The following is a 26118-nucleotide window of genomic DNA, read 5'->3' as shown; positions in this document are numbered from 1 at the left end:
TTTTAATGATAAATTAAGCTTGATAAATTTAAACTAAAACCGTTCCGCCATCTATCGTAATGATTTGTCCGGTAACAAAGGCTTGCTTCATCAAGAAAATAAATGACTGCGCGATTTCTTCGGCTTCTCCCACCCTTTTTACCAGTAAAGAATCACCAACATTTTTGTAGAAATCATTCTTTTTTTCTTCCGACATTCCGTTCCATAAATTGGTTCTGATGACGCCCGGAGCCACAGCATTTACCCTGATCGGAGCCAGCTCTACCGCCATTGCTCTGCATAAACCATCCATAGCACCACAAATGCTTGATGCTAGTGCCCAGCCCGCTCCCGGTCTTTGATTGGCAATACCGCTTGTAAGATTAATAGATCCGCCTTCATTCATATTTGGAGCTGCATATTTTATGGCTGCGATGGCTCCCCAGTAACGAAGGGTGAAAAAATCTCTTGCTTTCTGAAGATCTGTTTCTGAAAGACTGGAAAGATTTAAATTTTCTCCGGCAGTGTAAACCAAATGATCAAATTTTCCTATGTTTTCAAATAAAAGGCGAATATTTTCTTCTTTGCTTAAATCAATTGCATAGCCTTCAGTTCCCTTGGGTAAATTCTTCAGAGCATCATCAATTCGCTCCTGATTGCTTGAAACAATGACAAGATTTGCACCTTCTTCTGCAGCAGCTTTTGCGGTTGCTAATCCTAATCCTGAGCTTGCTCCTAAGATTACTACTTTTTTATTTTTAAAAGTTTCCATTTTTATTTAAAATTTTATTAATTATTTAAAGTCTTTGCGACTTTGCAATTTTCCAACAAATACTTTTACTTTATTGTACCTGGAAGAATTATTGGTTTGCGCCTCCGTTTATCAATAAATGCTGGCCATTTACGAAAGACGAAAGATCGCTTGCGAAAAATTCTGCAACATTGGCAACATCTTCCACTTCTGCCAGTCTTCCCATCGGACAGCTGTCGAGAAGAGATTTTCTCAACTCAGGATAGCTGTTTTCTTCTGCAAAGATCCCGGAATGATCAACCGCAAAAGGGATTATCGAATTTACCGTAACGCCGCGATGCCCAATCTCCTTGGAAAGTACGTCTACCATATATCTCGGGGTAGTTTTGCTTCCTCCGTAAACCGCCATCCCCGGAACCGGAAAAGATGTAGTACTTGAAGCAATATAAATGATTCTTCCGTTGTCTTCCACATTTTTTGCAGCATGTTGCATCGTGAAATACGCTCCTTTTGTATTAATGCTAAACAAACGGTCAAACTGTTCTTCCGTAAATTCTGTCACGGGAGTTTCTACCATTTCAATTCCTGCATTGGCCACGATAATGTCTATTTTTCCGAATGCATTTTTAGCTTCATTAAACAGCTTTTCAATGTCTGTCACTTTGCTCACGTCTGCCTGAACTGCGATTACGCCAACATTCATGGCTTTGATATTGGAAACCACTTCATCCGCTGAAGCTTTATCTTTCGAATAATTGATCACAATGTTCGCGCCCAAGGCTGCATAACGTTCTGCGATAGCTTTTCCTAAACCTCTGGCTGAGCCCGTAATGAGGGCTGTTTTGCCATGCAAATTTGTATTCATGATTTTTTATAATTGGTTAATAATGATGGTTAATTGTGAATAAGTCAAATGTCAATTATTATAAATGATGTTTCAATACACTGCTTATAATTAATATTGATCTTTAGATTAAATTTCTTTTACAGTTATAAAAAATTCACAATTCACTTGAAAAAATTCACAATTCACATTTTTACGCCATTCCACCGTTTACGCCGATGTTTTGTGCGTTGATCCATTTTGCTTCATCGCCTGCCAGGAAAACTACGACATTTGCAATATCATCTGTTTCTCCGATTCTTCCGAAAGGGTTTAATGATGCTAATCTGTCGATGGTTTCCTGTGATTTTCCGTTTAAGAATAATGCTGTCGCAGTCGGACCGGGAGAAACTGAATTGACATTAATTCCTCTATGACCGATTTCTTTGGAGAAAACTCTTGTAAGCTGCTCTACTGCTGATTTTGTGGCAACATAAGTTCCATAACCGGGAAGCATTAATCTGTTGACAGAAGTTGAAAAATTAATGATACTTCCATTGTCAGCTAATTTTGTAGCTGCTTCTCTAAGCGTGTTGAAAACTCCTTTTACATTAATGCTAAAATGACGGTCAAAATCTTCATCAGTTGTTTCCTGAATGGTTTTGGTGATCATAATTCCGGCATTATTGATCAGGACATCAATTCTTCCGTAATGGGCAATTGACTGGTCAAAAAGAGATTTCACATCTTCAGGCTTGCTTACATCTGCCTGAACTACAATGGCATCACCGCCTTTCTTTTTGATTTCTTCTACCACGTTGTCTGCATCTGCCTTGCTTCCGGCAAAATTGACAATCACTTTAGCTCCGGCTTCCGCTATTTTTTTAGCTACTTCAGCTCCGATTCCTTTTGAAGCGCCTGTTACAAGGACTACTTTGTTCGATAAATTGCTCATGTGTTTAAGTGTTTAATTTTACATGACAAAGGTAGAATGCGTATGAACGGGATATGTTGCAAAAACTAAAGCATTAGTTGCAAATTTTAAATATGGCTTGGAAAATTGGAAAAAAAATATCCATATGTTTGTCATTCCGAAATATCTATGTACAAAACTTCCATATTATGTTGATGTCCTTACAAAAGGACAACTTTATGATAGGAATAAAAAAATAAATTAACTATGAAAAAAATGTTTTTAGTGTCTGCACTAGCCTTTTTATTAATTTCGTGCGGAGAAAATAAGTCTCAGAATAACCCCATTGTAGATAATGCCGTTGACAATGCAGAATCTTCGGTTTCCGGTTCGCTTAAAGATGCAAGATATTCAGATGGCGGAGATTTTATTAATGAAATTTATTATGAATTAATTAAAAACAATAAAAATTTACAGGATTTAGATGATAAAATAGAAAAAACAAATGAAAATTCGGAGAAAGTTGTTTTAAATTATAATAAAATTCTCGGAAAATCTACTTCTTATTACTTAAGTGCCAATTATCATGCTGCTTCAATCAATGATTCAATTTTACAAAAGCAAATTGAAAAAGAAATTACAATCAATGCCGAAAAATATGATTTGAAAATTAAAAATATTAAAATTTTAATTGCTCAGATTAATAAAAATAAAGATAAAATGAATGATCTTTATACTGTTTTCAAAATCAGAAAAACGCTTCCTGAAATTGAAAAATATCAAAATGCACATCCTTTGAAAACAGACAGTCTAAATAATTTCATCAATAAGCAAAACCAACTGTTAAATGAAATAAAAAAATTAAAGCAATGATTTAGTTCAATTAAAAAAGACAGTTTTAAGAAAAATAAAATATTAATTAATTTCATTATTAAGCTTTAAATCTTAAAGCTTATTTTTTTATAACAGAATCATTTTAGTGTGAATTAAAATGTTAATTTAAAATTACACAAATCACTGATAGTAAACACATTAAATATCACTATAAAAACCATTTGTTTACTATCAAAAAAAGATTACATTTGAAAAAAATTCACAATTACCTGATATAAAAAATTATGAGAAAATTTTATTTTATCTCTGTCCTTTTTATTTGTTTTTATTCAAATATTAAGGCACAGATAGGGATAGGTACATCAACTATTCAAAACGGAATTATTATGCAAGTAGAAAGTGCAAATAAAGGCATGCTTCTTCCAAATATTGCCCTCACATCTACTTCCCTGTTCACGCCTATTACAGGAATGCCGACAACCGGACTTATGGTTTACAATACCAATACGGCGGGAAATGGTGCTACTGCTGTCAGTCCGGGGTTTTATTATTGGGACAATGCTGTTCCAGGTTGGATAAAAGTTCAGCAAAAAAATGCGGCAGAAACGGCACTGTTTTCAAATCAAAATACGACGACCAATATTAATTCCGGAAGTGGTGTTTTTACCGATTTGTTTGCGAATGTGAGATTTAACAACAATCCGGGACTTTATCAGAAAGTTGATAATACAACACTGAAAATCAATGAAACAGGCTATTATAAAGTAATGTTGAATCTTGATCTTTTTTCTAACGGAAGCAAAGATAATTTTGGAATAGAAATTCTGATAAATAACCAGGAAAATATTGTTTCTGAAAATATTTATGTTCCTGGAAGAGAAGTTACCTCGCAACCGAATAGCCGTGCATATATTGTCTATGTTCCTGTAAACGTGGCCGGGTATACATTGAGAGCCAGAGCTTATGAAATAGATCCCAATACGGAGGTGTATTTCAGAAACGCAAATTCGTCAACTATTTCTATCGAAAAAATCAGATAAAATGAAAAAATACCTATATTCATTAATCCTGTTTTCAGGACTGTTCACCTTTTACTCCGGCCAAATCGGAATCGGAACTGCTGTAAATTCAGATGGCGTAATGCTACAGCTGGAATCCAGTAATAAAGGTTTGCTTTTTCCAAGAGTTGCATTGGTTTCAAGAACCGCGACTACTCCGCTTTTACCAACTATTCCTACGGGAACAATTGTTTTTAATACGTCAACTACAGGAAGCTTTCCCAATCTTATCAGTCCGGGAATCTATTGGTGGAGCGCAGAAGATCAGCAATGGACCAATATGAGCACCAATCTCGAAACCGCCGCCATGAAATATACAAACTCAGAAATTACAACTAATTATAACACAACGACACTCCAAAATGTAAAGCTATTTGGTAATTTAGTATATAACGAAAGCAGCAGCATTTATTCCGTAAATACTACAAATCAAACACTTACAATTAAAAAACAAGGATTATATTCTATTTCTTCAATCTTATCTTTTGACAGATTAAGCGGCGGGGATAATTCTATGGTATCGTTAAGCGCAAGACTTTTTATTAACGGCAATCCTGTAGGTACAGAACAGGTATTTTCTCCTGAAGAAACTGCTTCTGTGAACAGTGACAGAGGTTTATTTTCCTACGCATTTACAGAATATTTACCATTAAATACAAACGATATTATCAGCATAAAAATTAAAAAAACTGCAGGAACTTATTCCAGCGGTTACGGTGATGCTGAGGTAAAATTTCATCAAAGTGGAGATTCAAGTATTGCTTTATTAAGAATCAGATAAATAAAATCTACAATTATGAAAAAAATATATAAAATTTTACTATTAATTTTCCCAGTTATAAATTTATATTCACAAGTTGGTATCGGTACATCTTCACCTTCAACTTCAGCTGTTTTGGATATCACAAGTACAAATAAAGGTGCATTAATTCCCCGCTTAGCCTTAATTGCGACCAATAATAAAGCGCCTTTGTCAGGAAATATTCCTAACGGAACATTGGTTTTCAATACCATAAGCAACGGCACAGACGCTACTGCCGTTTTTCCAGGAGTTTATCAATGGAATAATGGTGAATGGATCTATCCTTCAAGTCTTGGCGAGCCAAAAGCTAAGGCGGTAAAATTTTCAAATTCAGCATCAAGCACCACGAATTTTAATTCTGCAACAATTGCAGCTCCCACCAATATTGATATTTTTAATACCCTGAGCTTTAATGATGACACCAATATTTTTCAAAAAATCAATGATTATCAATTGAAAATAAAACAAGCCGGTTTGTATCTTGTTTCAGTAAATCTTGCATTGAAACAAAGCCCCGCAGCTCAGGCATCAGAAGTTTATGATTATATCTATTTTAATCTTGATGGAAATTTAGCTTCATCAAGCATTGCAACTCTTCCACCGCAATACGATCCGGGTAAAATAAATATCAACGGCAGATTTGCATTTAGCTCAAATTCATACGTTTATGCTAATGCCGGACAAATTTTAACCTTACATTCTAAAAGATGGCGTGACGGAAGCGCTTATAACGGAACGGTAAATTTTGATACAACAACCCCTTCCAGTGTGACAATTATTAAGTTAAAATAAAAAAAAGGAACTCAAGTAGAGTTCCTTTTTCATTAATAGGTTAATGTAATTCCGGCCCCCCAGCCCATTTCGTTGTCATAATTTCCGGAAACTGATAGCCATTTTTGTAAAATATACCGTAATCCTGAATTAAATTCTCCATCAGAATTAATACTGAAATTGCCTCTCAATCTTCTGGAAATGGGAATATCTTCACGGCTTAATTCCAATAAAACTTTTCCGTTCTGATCAACACTGGCATCCGCTGTAATCAGCATTGGCAACAGATATTGAGCCCCAACGATAAAAACGGCTTTGTTTTTTGAAGCTTTTTGTTGTCCGAACCAGGTTTTTTTTCCGTGAAAATCCATTTCCATTTCTTTAGCCATTTGCCTTTCCATGATTTCATGATTTTTTTGAACTCTGAAACCTGCGTAAGGCAGCGCCCATTGGAATTTTCCTAAAAATCTTCCGACCTTAAAATTTCCTTCAAGATGATTAAAATCCCAATTTGAATGAAACTCGTTCATATTTGCCCATCTCGGACCAAACATTGTCATCGTTTCTGCATGCATTTTATTGCTTGCAATATCCAGCATTGCCATTGAGCTTACCATTCTGTTATCTTTCAAAAAGTCTTTCCAGGCCAGCTTTCTGTTCGGAAGATGCGGATTCGGCTTTGAATTTTCATAGCTAAAAATCCTTCCCATTCCCGCCATCATGTGATACAGAATATGACAGTGAAAAAACCAGTCTCCGTCCTGATTGGCTGCGAATTCGATCGTATTGGTTTCCATCGGCATAATATCGACCACATTTTTCAAGGGTGAATATTCCCCTTTTGAATTAATCAACCTAAAATCATGGCCATGAAGGTGCATCGGATGCCGCATCATCGAATTATTATACATTGTAATCCTTAAAATCTCCCCTTTTTTGACTAAAATTTTATCTGTTTCCGTAACAGTTTTATTGTCTAACGTCCACAAATAATGGTTCATATTTCCTTCAAGCCTGAAATTTAATTCCCGTACATTTTCAGACGGTAGGATTGTTTTTTCAGGAGATTTCAACATATTGTAAGACAGTCTTTTAATTGATTTTTTCGCATTCATTTCCATTCCTGAATGATTAGAATGATCTTCTTCTTTAGATTTAATTCCCATCATTTCATTAATATGCCTGGCTGTCATTTTTCGTTGACTTTCAGGAAGTTCGGGGTACATCACTTCATTCATATCCATCATCTGGTTTCCCATCGTCATGTTCATCGGCTTCATATTTCCGCTCATTTCCATCATTCCGTTCATCATTTTCATGCCTTCAAACAACTTTAACCTTGGTAAATCCGGCGCTTCAATTTTTTCTCCTGAGCCCAGCCAAAGTGAAGCATGACCGATTCTGTCTTCCGAAGTAGCACGGAATTCAAAGCTTTTATTTTCTGGAATCGTCACTTCAATATCATACGTTTCGGAAACCCCGACGATCAGCCGATCAACTTCTATCGGAACGACGTCATTTCCATCATTGGCAATGACTTTTATTTTACCGCCTCCGAAATTCAGCCAGAAATAAGTGGAAGAACCGCCGTTGGCAACTCTCAAACGAACTTTATCTCCCGCTTTCAAATTAGAATAATCCGAGCTTGGCAAGCCGTTGATGAGAAATTTATCATAATATACATCACTCACGTCCATTGCTTCCATTCTTTTCCACTCGTTCAGAGCTTTTGTTCCCAAATTCCCTGATTTTATAGCTTCCCAATAACTTTGAACCGCATTTTTCCTGATCGCATACCAATCCGTATTGGCCATATGAAGCCTTCTCGCAATCTGCATCGGATCTTCATCGCTCCAATCTCCCAGCAAAACAGGGATTTCTTTGGAATAATTCACTTTTGGCTCGCCTTTTCTTTTATTAAAAATTAAAATCCCGTTCATCCCGATTTGTTCCTGCAAACCTTCATGAGAATGATACCAATAGGTTCCGTTTTGAGAAACTTTAAATTTATACAGATGTGTTTCTCCGGGTTGTACGGGCTTTGTTGTCAGGTAAGGAACTCCGTCGTGCTCATTCGGTAAGATCACACCATGCCAGTGAAAGCCTGTGTTTTCTTTGAGCATATTATGAAGATAGATTTCTGCGGTATCCCCTTCTGTAAAATATAAAGTCGGCGCCTGCAATTTTCCGTTTACAGCAATCGCTCTGCGGCTTTTTCCTGTAAAATTTACAATCGTGTCTTTTACATATAAATCATAGCGAACAGTCTTTCCTTCAAAGCTTATTTTTCCATTTTCTGAATTTCTTTTTAGAGTAAAAGTTTGAGATTCAGGTTCAGATTGAGGCTTGGAATTATTCTCAATTTCAACTAAATCCATTCCGCATTTCGGGCATTTTCCGGATTTGTCTGAAATGACTTCCGGATGCATCAGACAAGTATATTTTTGAGATTGAGATTCGGGTTTAGGCTGAGATAAAGTTTGAGTTTTAGAATAATTTATTTTATCAGTTTCTTTATTCTTTTTTACTCTTTTAATATCAATTTTCTTCTCAATCCCAATGTTAGCCTTATTCTTAATTTCTGGTTTTATTTCTGTTTTTGGCGAAACTTTTATTTGCGGTTTTGCAATAGCTTTTGGTTTTATGATAACCGTTTTTTTCACCAGTGTCATTCCGCATTTTGGACAATCTCCAGATTTTGAAGAAATGATTTCCCGATCCATCGGACAGGTGAAAAATGTTTTTGTGATTTGTGAAAAACTGAAAACAGAAAATAGAAGCATCAGAAATAGTATTACTTTTTTCATAATATTTCGAACTTTTAAATTTAAAAGTTATATAGCTGAATTTTAAAAAATAATTAAATCTAATTTTAACTCAAGCTACACAACTTGTTGTTTTTAAATTAAATATGAAAATTAATTAATCTCTGCCTTCACATTTCCACAAGAAAGCATTGAGCTTCCGTAATAAGGATTTATGATTTTCTTTTCGTCACTTAACCAGCTTCCGTCAGCCATCGGACAATATTGAACATAGACTGGATTATCAGATAATTTGAACTCTTTCGCCAGAGCAATCATATTATCAGAAAGGTTAAAGAAGGTTTCTCTTTGAGCTGTAATTGTTCGTGAATCTGAAATTACCGTTGCGTCTTTTTTAAGTGTATTTAAATTTCCTTCTGAAACGACCTTGTAGTCAATTGCAGAAGCTGTTTTAATGAATTCTGTAGCCGCTTTTGAAGTTTTATCGGCATCATCAGAAGCCAACGCTGATTTTATCGCAATATAATTTTGGTAAAGTTTAGAAACCTGGGCATCTTTTTTAGATTGCGCTGAAAATGAAATGATTGTAAATAAAGAGAATACTACTGTGAAAATATATTTTTTCATTGTTTTAAATTTTAGAATTAATAAAGAATTTTTAAAAAATATCGTATAGCGCGACAGGTCGTGTCGTTCGTAACGATCATAATATCAAACGACTGACAAATTCTAAATTCTAAAATTACAATGATTTATAAATAAGGGAACCCACCGATTTTCTGGCGGACCATTGATCTGAATTTGAGTAAATTTTGTGGCTGAAAAAGATTTGTCAATAAAGAAAAACTCATGGATTTCAATTTCTGAAATCTGTTTTAAAATATCAATGGTAAGAAAGTCAGATTTTTGAGAATCATCGACTTTGACAATCTTAATCTCCGTTTTACAGCAATCTTTTTTTGTTTTAACACCACATTTACTGCAAATATCATCGGTTTTCTGACTGATAGAAGTCATTTCCTGCATACAAGAATGAACGCTGAAAACCGCTCCGGAAGAAAATCCGAAGTAGAAAACAGAGAACAGTATGGCAAGAATCTTTTTCATAAGAGCAAAGTTAGGAATATCTTTGATAATGATGTTATAGAATTTTGTATTGTTGTTATAAAATTTGGAAAATAAAAAACTCCTGAAAAAATCAGGAGCTTTATTATTTATAGTCGATTTTAAACTAATCCTAAGCCCTAACGCCTAATTATTTAATTTTAAACTCTAATTTCACATTAAAGAAACGCCCCGTCAAACGAACCGGAACCGGATACATTAAGTTTGAATTATAATCTGTAATCCATTGATTGGCAACGGTATTATTGATATTAAATGCATTGAAAACCTGTACACCCAAAATCAATTCATCAAAATTACCCCAGAAACCATACGTTTTTTTGTTGTCTTTTCTGTCGATAAATACTTTTGAAAGACCTAAATCAACTCTTTTGTATGAAGGCAACGTCTTTTGATACTGATAAGGATCTGTGAAAACAGGCGCTCCGTTTGGCAATCCCATCGCATAGGTCAATGTTAAATTCACCCTCATAGAAGGAAATTTAGGCATATAATCCTGATAGAACATCGCGAATCTGAACCTTTGATCAGTTGGTCTCGGAATATTTCCTCTTCCATCAATATTTTCAAAAACTCTTGCATAACTTGCTGATAGCCAAGAATCTACCCCCGGAACAAATTCCCCGAATAATCTTGCATCAATTCCGTATGCGTATCCTGAAGCATTATTTTGTCCGGAATAACGGATTCTTACATTATCCATATAATACGGAATTAAATTATCCATTTTCTTGTAATAAGCTTCCGTTGTTAACTTAAACGGCCTGTCATACATAAAAAATTCGTAATCGTTCGCTAAAATTAACTGCAAAGAACGCTGAGATTTTATATTTGAATTAAAATTACCGTCTAAGTCTTTGATTTCCTTATAAAAAGGCGATTGGTAATAAACCCCTCCGGAAACTTTAAACAACATATCAGAATCCCAATCCGGTTTTATTGCAAACTGGAATCTTGGTGAGAAAATTGTTTCCTTGTTGAAGCTCCAATTAGCAACCCTTGCGCCCACATTTACAAAAACCTTACTTGCGCCCCAGAAAAACTTCTGAGAATATTGTGCATATGCAGAAAGTCTCGTTGGCTCAATGTGGTTATTTCCTGAAATTCTATATAGAAGATCAAGATCGCCGGGATCACCAAATCTGGGATCGTCAATCGGTCTTGGAAGGCTGTAGCCCGCAGAATCCACCAATTTCCATTCGTTGGTAAGGTCTTTTAAATTCTCTTTTTCAAATTTAAATCCTACTTCAATATCTGTATTTACATTTGGAGAAAAACGTGTTTTAAACTGAGTTCCGTAGGTCCTTACGAATAAATCATTTCTGGCATGCTCGATCTGTCCGCCAACATCATAAGAAGTAATAGGATCTCCGCTTACAGGATCAAATGTCTGAAGCTCGTAGCTCGACGCAATCGAATAATATTCTTTTTCTCTGTTCTGATAAGAAAAGCTGTCAAGTGTAAATCGCCATTTATCCGATGGCTTATAGTTCATTGAAAACGTTCCCATCATGTTTTTATACATATCTTCTTCACGGCCACCGTATCCGATATTTACGGTAATCGGCTGCTGAAGGCTTCCAAAAGTCACACTTCTTTCCTTGGGAACCATTTCATAGTCGTTTTTAGAATAATATCCTATGAATGAAAGTGAGAATTTCGGACTGATATGGTAATTAAGATACGTTTGAAAATCCCAATAGGTCGGGTTAAAATCCGTATCTTCTTTTAATGTATTAAGAACAAGATTAGTATTCCTGTATCTTCCTGAAAATAAAGCCGTTAATTTTTTATTTTTTGAAGCTAAACCTGTCGTTAATCTTCCTCCGATTAAGCTTGCTTCTCCTGAAAGTTCAAATTTTTCAGGCTCACGGTAATAAATATTCAATGCCGAAGACATTTTATCTCCGTATCTTGCTTCAAATCCTCCTGCAGAAAAGTTAACGGTAGAAACCATATCCGGGTTAATGATACTCATTCCCTCCTGCTGAGAATTTCTGATCAGGAAAGGCCTGTAAATCTCGATATCATTAATATAGATAAGGTTTTCGTCATAGTTTCCACCACGAACCATATATTGTGAAGAAAGCTCTGTATTTGAGTTTACGTAAGGTAAGGTTTTAATAATTCCTTCAATACCTCCGGAAATACTGGCTACATTCTGAGCATCTTTTGCTGAAATTTTTACAGCAGTAATGTCGTTTGTTCGTCCTGTGACTTTTTTCTGGAAAACGACTTCCTCAATATCGGTTACTTTTGTTGCCGTATCTCTCTTTTTTGATTGAGAAAATACTAACATGGGAACCATAAGGCTTAGTGGTAAGACTATTTTTTTCAAAAGAAATGGTTTAAGAATTTCTAAATTTAATGTTTTTTTAACAATTACAAAATGGATTCTCTAATTCTTGTTAATTTTTGCAGTAAATCTTCTAATAAATCTAGTCTTAGCATATTGGCACCGTCAGACAAAGCGGTTTCCGGTGTAGGATGGGTTTCGATGAAAATACCGTCTGCTCCCACCGCGATTCCAGCTTTAGCAACTGTTTCGATTAAATCCGGTCTGCCTCCTGTAACTCCCGAACTTTGATTTGGCTGTTGCAAAGAATGCGTAACATCCAAAATTACAGGCGCATATTGTCTCATCGTAGGAATTCCTCTGTAATCAACAATTAAATCCGTATATCCGAAAGAATTTCCTCTTTCAATAATGGCAACTTTTTGATTATCAGAGTCTGTAATTTTCTGAACGGCAAATTTCATCGACTCCGGAGAAAGAAACTGCCCTTTTTTTAATGAAACACATTTTCCTGTTTTTGCAGCAGCAACCAAAAGGTCTGTCTGACGCACTAAAAACGCAGGAATCTGCAGAACATCAACATATTGCGCAGCCAAAGCAGCGTGCTCATTCTCGTGAATATCTGTTGTTGTCGGAATATTAAAAGTTTCACCGACTTTTTTAAGGATTTCCAAAGATTTTTCTTCACCAATCGTCGTAAACGAGTCTACCCGGCTTCTGTTTGCTTTTTTAAAGCTTCCTTTGAATATATATGGAATGTTATATTTATCGGTAAGTTCGATTACCTTTTCAGCAATTCTTAATGCCATATCTTCCCCTTCAATAATACAAGGTCCTGCAATAAGGAAAAAGTTTTTTGAATCTTTGTGATGAATATTATCTAAATATTGAATCATTATATTTTAATTAAAAAGTTCAGTAAAAATACTTATAAAGTTTCAGAATCGGAAATTATTTGAAGTCTTTAATCAACTATGAACCCCTTAAAGCCAACGTTTGTCTTTAAACGTAAAAATAGAACGGTTAGTATTAGAGATGTCATGCTGAGCTTGTCGAAGCATCTATTTTATTTGATGCCGTTTTATTAATTCATCTTTTTCAGAATCTTTTCAAAAGTATTAATATTTCTGCTTGTAAACTGGTCTTTCAGGCTTTTTTTGCCTAAAATTTTTCCAAAGGTAGAATCTAGTGTATTTCCTTTTGAAACCTGCCAATAGAAAATATTATTAACGATTTCGCCTTTTTCGTTTTCTGTTTTCAATGCATTTTCGAATTCTTTCATTAAAACTTTTTCTACGCCATCATTTCCTACGAAGGTGTAAATATGAAGTTCATCATTTTTTTCAAACGGATTTCCGTTCCAGAAATTTTCTGTTTCTTCCTGAGATTTCACGAATAAAAAAGCTTCGTAAGAAAAATAATCAGACATTGCTTTTTCAAGAATTTGTTTCAATTCATCGGCCTTTTTTTCAGACGAAAAAACAATATTTCCGGAAGCCAGGATCGAGGCCACATTATCCATCCCCGAATCTTTGAAAACCCGGCAAACATCCGCCATTTTCATGTTTGTTCCTTTGACGTTGACGCCGCGGAGAAATGCACAATACTTCATAGTTAGGGTTTAGGTTTAGGTTTAGGTTTAGGTTTAGGTTTAGGTTTAGCAAAATTAATTTCTAATTTCTAATTTCTAATTTCTAATTTCTAATTTCTAATTTCTAATTTCTAATTTCTAATCTTTTCATACAAATTATAATCCGTTCCGGAAGGCTTTAAAATATAGATTTTCTCTAAGATTTTATTGTCGCTTTTTAAGTGGTCCTTCACACGGAATTCTTTTAACAATTTGTAATGAGTTTTATAATATTCTGCGTCTTTTCCTTCAAATAAATTGTTGTAAGAAAGCAGATATTTCGGTTTTCTGTTTTTAACCGTGTTAATCCAGTAATTTTTTCTGTCTTTTATAATTTCAGTCTGAATTTGCTTGTCGACCAATCCAACTTCATCAATCGATTTTAAGCCAGAAAAATAAGGAACATAGCCCGCCGGTTCAAGTAAAATCCATTGATTTTTATCTTTTTCGTATGTGTTTAAAAATAAACCGATCGTTCTTCTGTAATTCCATTCTCCGTTTCCTGTTGCAATGGAATGAATGGTCTGGAAAGCCAACATCGGAACTATATAAAATACTATTAATGATCCCAACCATAGATTTCTTTTCACTTTTTGCTCTAAAACAAAGATCAAAACAGGTACAAAAAGTAAAATCTGCGGAACCCAGTAATACCAGTCGAACAAGCTTTTTTGGGATAAAAAGATCAATTGTTTTACCCATCCGAAAATGAAAATCATCCAAAGAAAATAATTTCTTTTTTCTTTTTGTCTGATTAAATAAATAAAGCAAAGCAATTCAAAAATCAGGATAATAATCGTGAACGGATTAAAATCTCCAGGTAATTTCAGCATTCCCCAGAAGTTTCCGTAATTCAGCACAAAATACTGAATATTCTGAGCGAATGTAAAATGATGATCGTAAAGAAGCTTTTTCGCTATAATCGTATTATTAACGAATTCTCCAAAGTAAAACCAGTTGAAAGCCACAGAAACGGAAATCCCCAAAATTCCACCTAAAATGTAGCTCCAGCGTATTTTTTTAGTCCAAATAATATCAACCAAAAAGACAATTCCTAAGAATATTAAGGTATCAATTCTTGTAAATAGAATTAAAACCGGCAAAACGATTAAAACCCATTTTTTCTCTTTCTTAAAACCATAATATAACAGAACCATTTCCAAAAAGAAAAGAATTCCGTATTCCATTCCTAAGATAGAAATTTTTATTGCGGGAGGTAAAATTCCTATTAAAAATATAAAGATCGCTTTGTGCCAAGGATTTTTTAAAACCAAATGAGCAAGCAGCAAACTTCCAATCGTAAAAAGTATAGAATTAAAAATTAAGAGAGGTTCAATAAAATTTTCTTTTCCAAAAATTAAATTAAATAAATATGAAACAAAAACGTACAAATGTGTCGTAGATGCAGAGATCTTTGTGTTTCCGTTGAAGCCGATAACTCCGTAGTCCATAAGGTTTTGGGCTACTCTCCAGGTGATGAACGCATCTTCCTGAATATAATGAGTTAACAAAAAAAGAAGTTTGAAAATTACTGTAAAAGCTACAGCATACATTGGGATTTTAAAATTTTTCGTTTCAGCCATCATGCCTTTTTATGTTGGCACAAATATAATCTTAAAATTTAGGATTCCCAATAATAAAAAAACGGAACCGAAGTTCCGTTTTCAATTATAATTTTTATTGTGTTGCTTTGATAATCGCCGTAGTGATCTGATTTTCTTTTTCCTTAGAATACGTGGAATCAAAAGGCTCCATAATATCAAATAAATATTGGTAGAATGGCGTGATTTTCTGTACGTTTTCAGACTCTTTCATGGCTTTTTCTTTTCCCATCTGCTGAAGATCTTTCACAAAAGCATTAAACTTTTTATCAATCGGCTCGATCGACTGTACAAGGTAAGCATAGGCTTTATCTTTCTGTCCGATCTTTTCATAAGCATCTGTAACTGCGGAAACTACCAGCGAATATTCCATCGGTTTTGTTCTCATCTGTCTTCTCAGATAGCTTTGATCTGCGTGACTTAAGCTTAAATAATAATCATATTCTTCAAAAATCCCTTTTTTAAGAACTTCTGCCAGCTTAAGGCCTTTTTGCTCTTGTCCGGCAACGATATATCCGTAAACCATTGAACTTAAAGAACGTGGATCATTAAATTTCTCAGCAGGAATTTCTTTTGCCGCCAAATCCAGTAATTCTACGGCTTTTCCTTTTTGCCCTGCTAATGATAATGCCGCTGCAGCTCTGCTTGCAGAACTTCTGTAGCTGATAATGTTTGAAGTAGCCGTTTCGTCGAAATGAGAATGTAAGTCTTTAAAATTACCCCATCTGAAGTTTCTCACTACATTATATAAAGAATTGGCATCTACTCTTCCCATTTCACCATCCGGAGTTTGTGGGGAATGAACAGGTATTAATCTATAACTAAATCCGTCAAACTGAAGATATTCATCAAGATAAAAAATATTTTCACTGTCATAAACGCCTCCAGAAGAGAAGTTGATCGGACGTTTCCAGTCAAAATTAGCCAAAATATCAAACATCATTAAATTGTTTTTATATAATGTATTTGATTTATAATTGATCATAATCTGGTTTACCGTATTCGGAAGATCTGCCTGATTGATGATTCCCGCTCTTAACGCGTTGTCTTTATTAACAGGTAAAATAAATTTGTTTACCGGTAAGAAATTGTATTTCTCATATCTTTCTTCCCCGAAGATCATTTTTAAAATCTCATCTTTTTGAGGAGATTTCATTTTGATGAAATTCATGGCATCTTTCAACGTCATTGAATCCTGAACCAGATATTTTTTAAACACCTGCATTTCAGTTTCCGGTGCGCCCTGCTCTTTCATAGAAGCAAAAATACCTTCCCAGTCTTCTTTTTTCATTAAATAGATCTGGTCATTAACACCGTCTCTGTAATCTTCATGCGTCAATTGACTTGGGATCGGGTTAGCGTTGTACGTTTTTCTTTTCACCTGATCGATATTCCAGGGCGTTGATAAAAGGGTAAAATTCACCACTTTTACATCATCCCTAAATCTTTCAGTCTCCTGAATGGCCCAAACCGGATACGTATCATTATCACCGTAAACGAATAAAATATCTTCTTTCGGCAACGATTTTAACACTGAATAGGCGTAATCATAAGCTGTATATCTGTTGCTTCTGTCGTGTACATTATAGTTTTGAAAGCCCATCATGAAAGGAACTCCCAACAATACTACTCCTGCAGCAATATTTGCCACATTTGATTTTACTTTTGCCTGAATGAACCAAAGAATTGCACCGGCTCCGAGACCGATCCAGATTGCAAATGCGTAGAAGGAACCTACCATTGCGTAATCTCTTTCTCTAGGCTCAAAAGGTTTCACTCCTGTGTAGAAAACAATTCCGACACTTGTTAAAACGAATAAAGACAACAAAGCGTAAAATCTTCCAAAATCTTTATTTAATTGGAAAAAGAATCCGATTAATCCTAAAATCAAAGGTAAAAAGAAGAATTTAACGGTACTTTCATTTTTAAATTTTGCAGGCATTTTTTCCTGATTTCCCCATAAACCATCGTCAATAAAAGAAATCCCGGAAATCCAGTTTCCTTTTGTGCTTTCCATGTTTCCTTCAAGGTCATTCTGTCTTCCCACGAAGTTCCACATCAGGTATCTTACAAAGTAATATCCGTTTTGAAAAGTGATGAAATAATCCATATTCTGAGCAAACGAAGGCTTCTGAACATTGATTAAATTATAAGGTTTTACTTTTAAATAATCTGCTGCTGTAATTGATTTATCTTCGTATTTTCCTCTCAACTCATCATAAATCTGTTTTGCCTGAGGATTGTCTGCGATATCTTCGTTACTGTCATTAAATTTAAAATCCGGGGCTCCGTACATCGAAATGTAGTTCGCCATCACGTCTTTATCTTCACTGAACATTCTCGGCATTACACCAACCTGAGATTTGCTGAAAATATAATTGAACCTGTCACCCGTTTTTCTGTAGGTTCCTGTTTTTTCGTCTTTTTCGTAAATATCTCCTGTTTTCTCAGTTTTGTAGCTTCCGTCATCATTTTTCTCAATTCCGTTGGCATCAAGGAAAGCAGTATAGTTTTGACCGTAGATTGTGGGCCAGTCACCGTATTGTACCCTGTTATAATAATCCAGCATTCCGATGGCGTTGTCTGGATCATTTAAGTTCATTGGCGGGTTTGCATTCGCTCTGATCGGAATTACCATCCAACAAGAGAAACCGATGATCATATAAACAACCGACAAAGCAGCTGTCTGATAAATATTCTTTTTTGCTCTTCTGGCATATTTAATAATGAAATAACAAATTGCTACCATTAAAATGAACGCCACGATAGTTCCTGAGTGGAAAGGAAGTCCCAAACCGTTGACAAAGAAAATTTCCAGCCTTCCGAACATGGTCATAATCAAAGGGAAAATAATTTTAAAAACAATAATTAAAACTCCAAGAGTCAACAAATTAGCCCAAATGAAATTTTTCCATGTAAACTTATAATTTCTGGCATAATATACTAAACAAACCGCAGGAATCGCCAACATACACATCATGTGAACGCCCACAGAAAGCCCTAAAATGAAGAAAATCAAAATGATCCATCTTTCGCTGTCTGTTGCTGTATATTCGTTTTCCCATTTGGTAATTAACCAGACTAAAAGCGCAATAAACATAGACGCCATCGAGTAAACCTCGCCTTCTACCGCCGAAAACCAAAAGGTATCCGAAAAAGTGAAGCACAAAGCTCCCACCACTCCGGCAAATAAAATTGAAATTTCCTGATGTTGGGTAACGTCTTCAAAATCTTTGTTTAAAAGCCTTCTCACAAAATGAGTGATCGTCCAAAACAAAAATAGAATCGTAAATGCGCTGAACAATGCAGACATGGCATTGATCACAATAGAATAATTTTCACCCTTTCCTAAAGCAAAAATAGCAGCTACCGCCCCTACAATCTGGAATAATGCAGCTCCCGGAGCGTGCGTTACTTCTAATTTTACCGCTGAAGAAATATACTCACCACAGTCCCAAAAACTAAAATTGGGCTCTATTGTTGATAAGTACGTGAAAAATGCAATGACGAAAATCACCCATCCCAGGACGGTATTCCATTGCTTAAAAGTCCAATTTTTCATAGTATTAAATCAATTACGCGAAAATAAGGTTTTTCGATCATTTTATATTGTTTTTAACAAAATTTAAAGATTTGGCGCAGTTTTTGGAAAATTTCATGCCATAGATTGCATATAAAAATAAATTTTTTACCTATTTGACGCTTAGAAATCAAACAAAAGTTTAGTAATTATTTATTTTTTTGTATTTTTGCGGTCAGATTTTTATTGAAAAATAACAAATAATGAGTAATGTTTACGATAATATCCTTGGCCTAATAGGAAATACTCCTATGGTGAAGCTAAATACTGTAACGAAAGATATTCCTGCAACTGTTTATGCCAAGTTAGAATCATATAATCCGGGACATTCCACTAAAGATAGAATCGCACTTCATATTATAGAAAACGCTGAGAAAAAAGGTTTATTAAAGGAAGATTCGGTAGTTGTAGAAACTACCTCCGGAAACACAGGATTTTCAATTGCAATGGTTTGTATCATCAAAGGTTACAAATGCATTCTTGCGGTAAGTGACAAAACGAAGCCTGAAAAAATTGCTTATTTAAAAGCATTAGGTGCCACTGTTTATATATGTCCTGCGAATGTACCTGCAGAAGATCCCAGATCATATTATGAAGTAGCAAAAAGAATTGCTTCAGAAACTCCAAATTCGGTTTATATCAATCAGTATTTTAATGAGCTGAATATTGATGCGCATTACCAGACCACGGGTCCTGAAATTTGGGAACAGACACAGGGTAAGATCACTCACCTTTTGGCCTGTACTGGAACAGGTGGAACATTATCAGGGTCGGCAAAATTTTTAAAGGAGAAAAATCCTAACATCAAGATTATTGGTGTTGATGCCGATGGTTCTATTTTAAAGAGCTACCACGAGACAGGAGAAATTCATAAGGAAGATGTTCATCCATATCAGATCGAAGGAATGGGAAAAAATTTAATTCCGTCAGCCCTTCTTTTTGATAAAGTAGACGAATTTGTAAGAGTAAACGATGAAATGTCTGCCTACAGAACCCGTGAAATTGCTTTAAAAGAAGCGATCATGGGAGGCTATACAACCGGAGCTGTTACACAGGCATTGATACAATATGCACAATCTCACGAGTTTTCAAAGGATGATATCGTTGTTTTGATTTATCCGGATCACGGCTCAAGATATATCACTAAGGTATATAGTGACCAGTGGATGGCTGAGCAGGGTTTCGTTAATAATTGCGTTCACAATTATGATGAAGTTTTTAAAACAGAATTCATTAAATAAGAAATAAACAAACTTATATACAAATCAAGCCTTTTTTGTAGATCAGGAAAGGCTTTTTTACTTAAATATTAATAAAATGTTAGATATTTTTGATCGTATTAAACAAAATCCCGGTCCATTAGGACAATTTGCTGATTATGCCGAAGGATATTTTGTTTTCCCAAAACTGGAAGGCCCGATTGGCCCGAGAATGAAATTTCAGGGTAAAGATGTGATTTTCTGGAGTGCCAATGACTATTTGGGTCTTTGCAACCATCCGGAAGTTTTAGAAGCTGATGCAAAAGCTGCTGCAGAATACGGAATGTTTTATCCGATGGGCGCAAGAGCCATGTCCGGTGAAACTCAGCAACATCAGCAATTGGAAAAAGAATTGGCTGAATTTACTCAGAAAGAAGCCGCTTATCTTTTAAATTTCGGTTATCAAGGAATGGTTTCAGCGATTGATGCATTGGTGACAAGACACGATGTAATTGTATATGATGCTGATTCTCACGCTTGTATCGTAGACGGAGTTCGTCTTCATATGGGTAAAAGTTTTACGTTCAAACATAACGATATTGCCAGCCTAGAAAAAAACTTAGCAAGAGCAACTAAAGTAGCTGAGGAAAACGGAGGCGGAATCCTCGTGATCACGGAAGGTGTTTTCGGAATGAGAGGAATGCAGGGAAAACTGAAAGAAATTTGTGATTTAAAATCTAAATTTAATTTCAGATTGTTGGTAGACGATGCGCATGGTTTCGGAACTTTGGGTAAAACCGGAGCTGGAGCTGGTGAAGAGCAAGGTTGCCAGGATCAGATCGATGTATATTTTTCAACTTTTGCTAAATCAATGGCAGGTTTCGGAGCATTTCTTTCAGGAGATGAAGCGATCATCAGATTCTTAAAATACAATCTTCGTTCTCAGATTTTTGCTAAATCTTTAACAATGCCAATGGTAATCGGAGGTTTGAAAAGACTGGAGCTGTTGAGGACTCGTCCTGAAATTAAAGACAAATTGTGGGAAAATGTATATAAGCTTCAAAACGGATTAAAAGAAAGAGGTTTCAACCTTGGAAATACAAATACTTGTGTAACCCCTGTTTTTATTGAAGGAACTACCATTGAGGCTACTCTTTTGGCAAAAGATCTAAGAGAAAACTATGGTGTTTTCACGTCAGTTGTAGTATATCCGGTAATTCCAAAAGGAATGATCTTGTTACGATTAATTCCAACAGCTTCTCACACAGATGCAGAAATTAACGAAACTTTAGCGGCTTTTGAAGGCATCAAAGAAAAATTAACTTCTGGCGTATACGCAGAAATGGAAAAACAAATGAATATCGAATACAAACAAATGTAATTTCGATACCATAATATAATTAAAGGTCACTAATTTTTAGTGATCTTTTAATTTTTATTAACTTGCACAGGTATATATTAAAACTTATCATGAAATTTAAGGGTTACATATTATGCATTTTATCTGCAATTTCATATGGCTTAATACCAATATTTATTATACCTATTAAGCGGGCTGATTTTCCGTTAGACGTTAGCTTATTTTACAGATTCTTTTTTTCAGCCATAATGGTTGGAGCCTATTTATTGTATTCCAAAGAAAGCTTTTTCATTAGTAAAAAAGAAGCGTTGCTCTTGGCTTTTCTTGGAATATGTTATGCCCTTTCTTCTGACTTTTTATTTTTAGGATATGATTTCCTTACTCCAGGAATTGCTTCTACCGTATTATTTATCTATCCGGTTATCGTTGCATTAATTATGTTTTTTGTTTATCAAGAAAAATTAACCAAATTATCTATTGCCTCTTTAATTTTAGCTTTTACCGGCGTTTTTATACTTTGTTTAAAAGGAACAGGTTTTCAGATCAACTTTCCAGGTCTGGGAATTGTGATGCTAAGTGCTATTTTTTATGCATTATATATTGTTGTTGTCAACAAATCAAACATGAAAATTTCTGGGTTTAAGCTTTCCTTTTATTCCATGGTTTTTACTGCAGGATTTTTTATGTTTAAAGCTTTAATCGGAAAAGATTCTTTCGAAATTCTAAATGTAGAAACTTTTTTTAACTTAATTATTTTCGCATTCCTTACTACTGTTATTTCATGTGTGGCCCTGGTTTATGCCATCAAATACATTGGCTCAACGCCAACTGCAATTTTAGGGGCTTTAGAACCTGTCGTTGCAGTAATGATAAGTGTTATGTTTTTTCAGGAGAAATTTACCTATACTCTTTTTATAGGAATAATTTTAATACTTTTAGGTGTAATACTTAATATTATTTCAGACAGTAAGAACAAAAAATGATATGGTAACTAAGGCTTATAATTGTTTTCATAAACTAAATATTTAAAATAACTTTGCAAAAATTTTACTGTTGAAAGATCTGCTTCTTATTACTCCGCCTTTTACTCAACTTAACACTCCTTATCCCGCGACGGCTTATATCAAAGGTTTTTTGAACACAAAAAATATTTCAAGCTATCAGATCGATTTGGGGATTGAAGTTATTTTTGAATTATTTTCAAAAGACGGAATTCAGAGAATTTTCAGCAAGCCAGTTGATATTGAAACCATTTCAGAAAATTCCCAAAGAATTTTTACGTTAAGAAATGAGTATTTAAAAACGATCGATCAGGTTATTTCTTTTCTACAAGGTAAAAATCCGACGTTGGCAAGGCAAATCTGCTCAATGAATTTTCTTCCCGAAGCCTCTCGATTTAATCAACTGGATGACATGGAATTTGCTTTCGGAAATATGGGGCTTCAGGATAAAGCTAAACATCTGGCAACCTTATATTTAGAAGATTTATCGGATTATATTGTTGAAAATATTGATTCAGATTTCGGTTTTAGCAGATATGCAGAAAGATTGGGAAAAAGTGCCAATTCTTTCGATGAATTGCATTTAAAACTATTAGATAATCAGACTTTTATTGATGATTTTACCTTAAAAATTCTTCATGAAAAGATAGAATTGATTCAACCAAAATTAATTTGCTTTTCTATCCCATTTCCGGGAAATTTATACTCTGCTTTTCGCTCAGCAAAGTTTATTAAAGAAAATTATCCTCACATCAAAACGGCGATGGGCGGTGGTTTTCCGAATACTGAATTGAGGGAAATTAAAGATCAGAGAGTTTTTGAATTTTTTGATTTTATTACGTTAGATGATGGTGAACTTCCGATTGAATTACTTCATGAAAACATTTGTCATTCTCAACAAAACGAAGAATCTCAATTCAAAAGAACTTTTTTACTTGAAAATGAAAAAGTTGTTTATAAAAATAATTCTACAAGACACGATTACAAACAGGCTGACATCGGAACTCCCGATTATACTGATTTACAGTTAGATAAATATATTTCAGTCATTGAAATTGCCAATCCGATGCACAGTTTATGGAGCGACGGAAGATGGAATAAATTAACGATGGCACACGGTTGCTATTGGGGAAAGTGTACTTTTTGTGATATTTCTTTAGATTATATTAAAATTTACGAACCCATTTCTGCAAAAATTCTGGTTGACAGAATGGAAGAATTAATCGCAACAACGGGTGAAACAGGCTTTCATTTTGTGGATGAAGCTGCACCACCTGCTTTGATGCGAGAAGTTGCGTTGGAAATTTTACGAAGAAATCTTGTGGTTACATGGTGGACGAATATTCGTTTTGAAAAAAGTTTTACACGAGATTTATGTTTCTTGTTAAAACTTTCAGGTTGTGTTGCCGTTTCGGGTGGATTGGAAGTTGCAAGTGACCGATTGCTACAATTAATCGATAAAGGAATTTCTGTGGAACAAGTTGCAAAAGTGACAAGAAATTTTACGGAAGCCGGAATTATGATTCATGCCTATCTGATGTATGGTTATCCGACTCAGACGATTCAGGAAACTGTTGATTCTCTGGAAATGGTTCGACAATTATTTGAAATGGGAATTTTGCAAAGTGCTTTTTGGCATCAGTTTGCCATGACCGCTCATTCGCCAGTCGGGTTAAATCCTGAAGAATTTGGAGTGACTCCCATCAAGCAGGAAATTTTATTTGCCAATAACGATATTGATTTTACAGACAAAACCGGAATCGATCACAGTAAATTCAGTTTTGGTTTAAAAAAATCTCTTTTTAATTATATGCACGGAATTAATTTTGAAATTCCTTTACAGGAATGGTTTGATTTTAAAATTCCTAAAACATTGGTTCATCCCGATTATATTCATGATTGTCTGTTGGAAGAAGAAAATTTCAGTTTTAAAGGGAATTCAAAAATTGTTTTTTCAGAAAAAAACGTAATCGCTGAGAATCGCGTAAAAACAAAAAAGAAATATTCCTATACGTATACGCAACTTACATTCCATTTAAAAACCAATGTTTTGAGCGTTGATCTGGAGCAAGAAAAAGCAGAATGGCTGATGAAAACTTTAGTAGAAAATTCTATAGAAAATCCGAAAAAGTCTACACTTCAACAACTTAAAGATCAATTTGAAGAAAATTTTGAAGACTTTGAATTATTTTGGTTTTCAAAACCGATGCAGCAGCTAAAGGAAAATGGGGTGATTTTGAGCTTGTAACTTTTGAGAATTATAAGAACTGAAAAACTCCTAAAATAATTTTCAGGAGTTTTTATAAGTTTTGGCTAAAGCCAATTGAATTTGTTTTTATGTAAACGGGCTAAAGCCCGCTTCTATTGATAAGTTACTTTTGAACGCCATCTTTTACAACCTCTCCTACAATTACTTTTTCCTGAACTTTAATAAAATTCGGATCCATAATTGCCATTCGTTCTGCAATAGCTTTATAAGTTGGAAATTTTAAAATCGAAGCTCTTCCCGACATTTCTCTGTAAAGCGTAAAAGTCTTACCAGCAGCAGATTTGATCTGTTTGGTTGTAGTGATATATCTTCCAATATACTTGCTGTTGGCATCATAAATCTCAATATCAACAAAAGTTTTATCGGTAATTGTATCTTCAGAACCAAAACTCACAGGCAAATTAGTGAAATATCCGACAGGTTTTCCATTGCTCAGAATTTCTCCAACTGTATTGACTTCAATTTTAAGCTTATCAATTTTATTTCTGATCGTATATGCTTCTTTAGTTTTACTGTCTAGATTTCTTTTAGGAGGTTTTGAAAAAAGCTCGTCGAGGTTTTTAATGTTAATTCCTTTATTATCAATAATTTTTAAACTTTTTATAGAAGTGTAAACCGCCGATTTTTCGTCACCCGAAAAAGCTGACGGTGAAATATAATCTAATTCTAGCGTTTTATCTCTGTTATAAACCCTGTTTAATTTAATATAACTATCTCTTACAGAATCAACTATACTTTTATCAACAAATTCTATTGTATAAATCGGAGTTTCTTTTAAGTCTAAAAAAGTATATTGATTTGATTTGTTTGAAATTTTTGCAACGTGTACACCATCCATGTTTACAATACCTCTTTTAACTTTAATAATCTGAGCATTGAGAAAAATACCCAAAACTGTAAACAACATGATCATATTTTTCTTCATAGAATCAGGATTTTTACATGACATAAAAAAAGTGTAACCAAAGTTACACTTTCTTGAAAATATATTTAGCTTTTCATTTAATTATTCGCAAAGGATGATTCCTTTATTATGATTAAATTCTACAACACCGCTTTTGATCGGATAAGAAAAAACAGAGTCTTTTTCATTTTCTTTAGTAAAGTTTTTAGCAAAAGCTTCATCAACAGATTTAGCATATAATTTCACTTTACCGCCGATTAAAGAAGAAACGATTCCTGCGTGGTTTTTCATGATGTGAAATTCACCATTTTTTCCAGGCAACAATACTGAGTCTACTTCTCCTTCAAAAACTACGTATTCTGGTGTTAAAATTTTTATATTCATTTCTTTTTAGATTAAAGAGTAAAGAGAAGAGAAAAAAGAGAGAGTGTCTTTACTCTTTTTTCTTTATTCTATT

The 26118-nt window shown here is 34.5% G+C and carries 21 protein-coding genes; 8 read left to right on the top strand and 13 right to left on the bottom strand.

Annotation, left to right across the window (positions count from 1 at the left end; all coding sequences use genetic code 11):
- Window positions 1-28: 28 nt before the first annotated feature.
- The 3 genes from BLT04_RS17055 to BLT04_RS17045 form a co-directional block, all read right to left on the bottom strand.
- Window positions 29-751, bottom strand: a complete 723-nt coding sequence (locus BLT04_RS17055; protein WP_089756997.1) for an SDR family oxidoreductase — start codon at window positions 749-751, stop codon at window positions 29-31.
- Window positions 752-839: 88 nt separating this feature from the next.
- A complete protein-coding gene (locus BLT04_RS17050) occupies window positions 840-1595 on the bottom strand; it encodes an SDR family oxidoreductase (protein ID WP_089756996.1) in 756 nt (251 codons plus the stop codon).
- A 172-nt stretch (window positions 1596-1767) separates the two neighbouring features.
- A complete protein-coding gene (locus BLT04_RS17045; protein WP_089756995.1) occupies window positions 1768-2508 on the bottom strand; it encodes an SDR family oxidoreductase in 741 nt (246 codons plus the stop codon).
- A 225-nt stretch (window positions 2509-2733) separates the two neighbouring features.
- Between BLT04_RS17045 and BLT04_RS17040 the strand changes: the two genes are divergently transcribed.
- The 4 genes from BLT04_RS17040 (at window position 2734) to BLT04_RS17025 (ending at window position 5952) form a co-directional block, all read left to right on the top strand.
- Entirely contained in the window at window positions 2734-3339 is a 606-nt protein-coding gene (locus BLT04_RS17040; RefSeq protein ID WP_089756994.1) for a hypothetical protein, read from the top strand.
- Between the two features lie 347 nt (window positions 3340-3686).
- Window positions 3687-4340: a hypothetical protein gene (locus BLT04_RS17035; protein WP_139166275.1), complete on the top strand. Its 654-nt coding sequence runs from the start codon at window positions 3687-3689 to the stop codon at window positions 4338-4340.
- Window position 4341: 1 nt separating this feature from the next.
- Window positions 4342-5139 (top strand): hypothetical protein, encoded by a 798-nt coding sequence (locus BLT04_RS17030; protein ID WP_089756992.1) that lies wholly within the window; start codon window positions 4342-4344, stop codon window positions 5137-5139.
- Between the two features lie 15 nt (window positions 5140-5154).
- Window positions 5155-5952, top strand: a complete 798-nt coding sequence (locus BLT04_RS17025; protein WP_089756991.1) for a hypothetical protein — start codon at window positions 5155-5157, stop codon at window positions 5950-5952.
- A 32-nt stretch (window positions 5953-5984) separates the two neighbouring features.
- On the opposite strand, the gene BLT04_RS17020 is transcribed toward BLT04_RS17025, so the two are convergent.
- From BLT04_RS17020 to BLT04_RS16985, 8 genes are all read right to left on the bottom strand, one after another.
- Window positions 5985-8738 (bottom strand): multicopper oxidase domain-containing protein, encoded by a 2754-nt coding sequence (locus BLT04_RS17020; RefSeq protein ID WP_170828502.1) that lies wholly within the window; start codon window positions 8736-8738, stop codon window positions 5985-5987.
- A 111-nt stretch (window positions 8739-8849) separates the two neighbouring features.
- Window positions 8850-9323 (bottom strand): DUF3347 domain-containing protein, encoded by a 474-nt coding sequence (locus BLT04_RS17015; protein ID WP_089756990.1) that lies wholly within the window; start codon window positions 9321-9323, stop codon window positions 8850-8852.
- Window positions 9324-9425: 102 nt separating this feature from the next.
- The gene (locus tag BLT04_RS17010; protein WP_089756989.1) at window positions 9426-9803 is read right to left on the bottom strand and encodes an HYC_CC_PP family protein; all 378 of its coding nucleotides are present in this window, start codon (window positions 9801-9803) and stop codon (window positions 9426-9428) included.
- 148 nt (window positions 9804-9951) lie between these two features.
- Window positions 9952-12159 carry a TonB-dependent receptor plug domain-containing protein gene (locus tag BLT04_RS17005; protein ID WP_089756988.1) on the bottom strand — a complete coding sequence of 736 codons (2208 nt, stop codon included), beginning with the start codon at window positions 12157-12159 and terminating at the stop codon, window positions 9952-9954.
- A gap of 44 nt (window positions 12160-12203) precedes the next feature.
- Window positions 12204-13013, bottom strand: coding sequence for a 3-deoxy-8-phosphooctulonate synthase (kdsA, locus tag BLT04_RS17000; protein WP_089756987.1), 810 nt, complete (start codon window positions 13011-13013; stop codon window positions 12204-12206).
- 188 nt (window positions 13014-13201) lie between these two features.
- Window positions 13202-13729, bottom strand: coding sequence for a DUF1697 domain-containing protein (locus tag BLT04_RS16995; RefSeq protein ID WP_089756986.1), 528 nt, complete (start codon window positions 13727-13729; stop codon window positions 13202-13204).
- Window positions 13730-13839: 110 nt separating this feature from the next.
- The gene (locus BLT04_RS16990) at window positions 13840-15330 is read right to left on the bottom strand and encodes a hypothetical protein (RefSeq protein WP_089756985.1); all 1491 of its coding nucleotides are present in this window, start codon (window positions 15328-15330) and stop codon (window positions 13840-13842) included.
- Window positions 15331-15424: 94 nt separating this feature from the next.
- Window positions 15425-18910, bottom strand: a complete 3486-nt coding sequence (locus tag BLT04_RS16985; RefSeq protein WP_089756984.1) for a glycosyltransferase family 117 protein — start codon at window positions 18908-18910, stop codon at window positions 15425-15427.
- A gap of 221 nt (window positions 18911-19131) precedes the next feature.
- Between BLT04_RS16985 and BLT04_RS16980 the strand changes: the two genes are divergently transcribed.
- The 4 genes from BLT04_RS16980 (at window position 19132) to BLT04_RS16965 (ending at window position 24736) form a co-directional block, all read left to right on the top strand.
- Complete coding sequence (locus BLT04_RS16980; protein ID WP_089756983.1) at window positions 19132-20169, top strand: PLP-dependent cysteine synthase family protein; 1038 nt, start codon at window positions 19132-19134, stop codon at window positions 20167-20169.
- Window positions 20170-20245: 76 nt separating this feature from the next.
- Window positions 20246-21508 (top strand): aminotransferase class I/II-fold pyridoxal phosphate-dependent enzyme, encoded by a 1263-nt coding sequence (locus BLT04_RS16975; protein WP_089756982.1) that lies wholly within the window; start codon window positions 20246-20248, stop codon window positions 21506-21508.
- Window positions 21509-21597: 89 nt separating this feature from the next.
- Window positions 21598-22470 (top strand): DMT family transporter, encoded by an 873-nt coding sequence (locus BLT04_RS16970; RefSeq protein WP_089756981.1) that lies wholly within the window; start codon window positions 21598-21600, stop codon window positions 22468-22470.
- Window positions 22471-22540: 70 nt separating this feature from the next.
- Window positions 22541-24736: a B12-binding domain-containing radical SAM protein gene (locus BLT04_RS16965; protein WP_089756980.1), complete on the top strand. Its 2196-nt coding sequence runs from the start codon at window positions 22541-22543 to the stop codon at window positions 24734-24736.
- A gap of 124 nt (window positions 24737-24860) precedes the next feature.
- On the opposite strand, the gene BLT04_RS16960 is transcribed toward BLT04_RS16965, so the two are convergent.
- Both BLT04_RS16960 and BLT04_RS16955 read right to left on the bottom strand, forming a co-directional pair.
- Window positions 24861-25682 carry a hypothetical protein gene (locus tag BLT04_RS16960; protein ID WP_089757318.1) on the bottom strand — a complete coding sequence of 274 codons (822 nt, stop codon included), beginning with the start codon at window positions 25680-25682 and terminating at the stop codon, window positions 24861-24863.
- Window positions 25683-25763: 81 nt separating this feature from the next.
- Window positions 25764-26045: a FoF1 ATP synthase subunit delta/epsilon gene (locus BLT04_RS16955; protein WP_089756979.1), complete on the bottom strand. Its 282-nt coding sequence runs from the start codon at window positions 26043-26045 to the stop codon at window positions 25764-25766.
- Between the last annotated feature and the right edge of the window lie 73 nt (window positions 26046-26118).

Origin of the sequence: Chryseobacterium soldanellicola (assembly GCF_900100115.1) — a bacterium.
Lineage (GTDB): Bacteria > Bacteroidota > Bacteroidia > Flavobacteriales > Weeksellaceae > Chryseobacterium > Chryseobacterium soldanellicola.
Note: the sequence above shows the minus strand (reverse complement) of the source record. Positions and strands in the feature narration are given on the sequence as shown.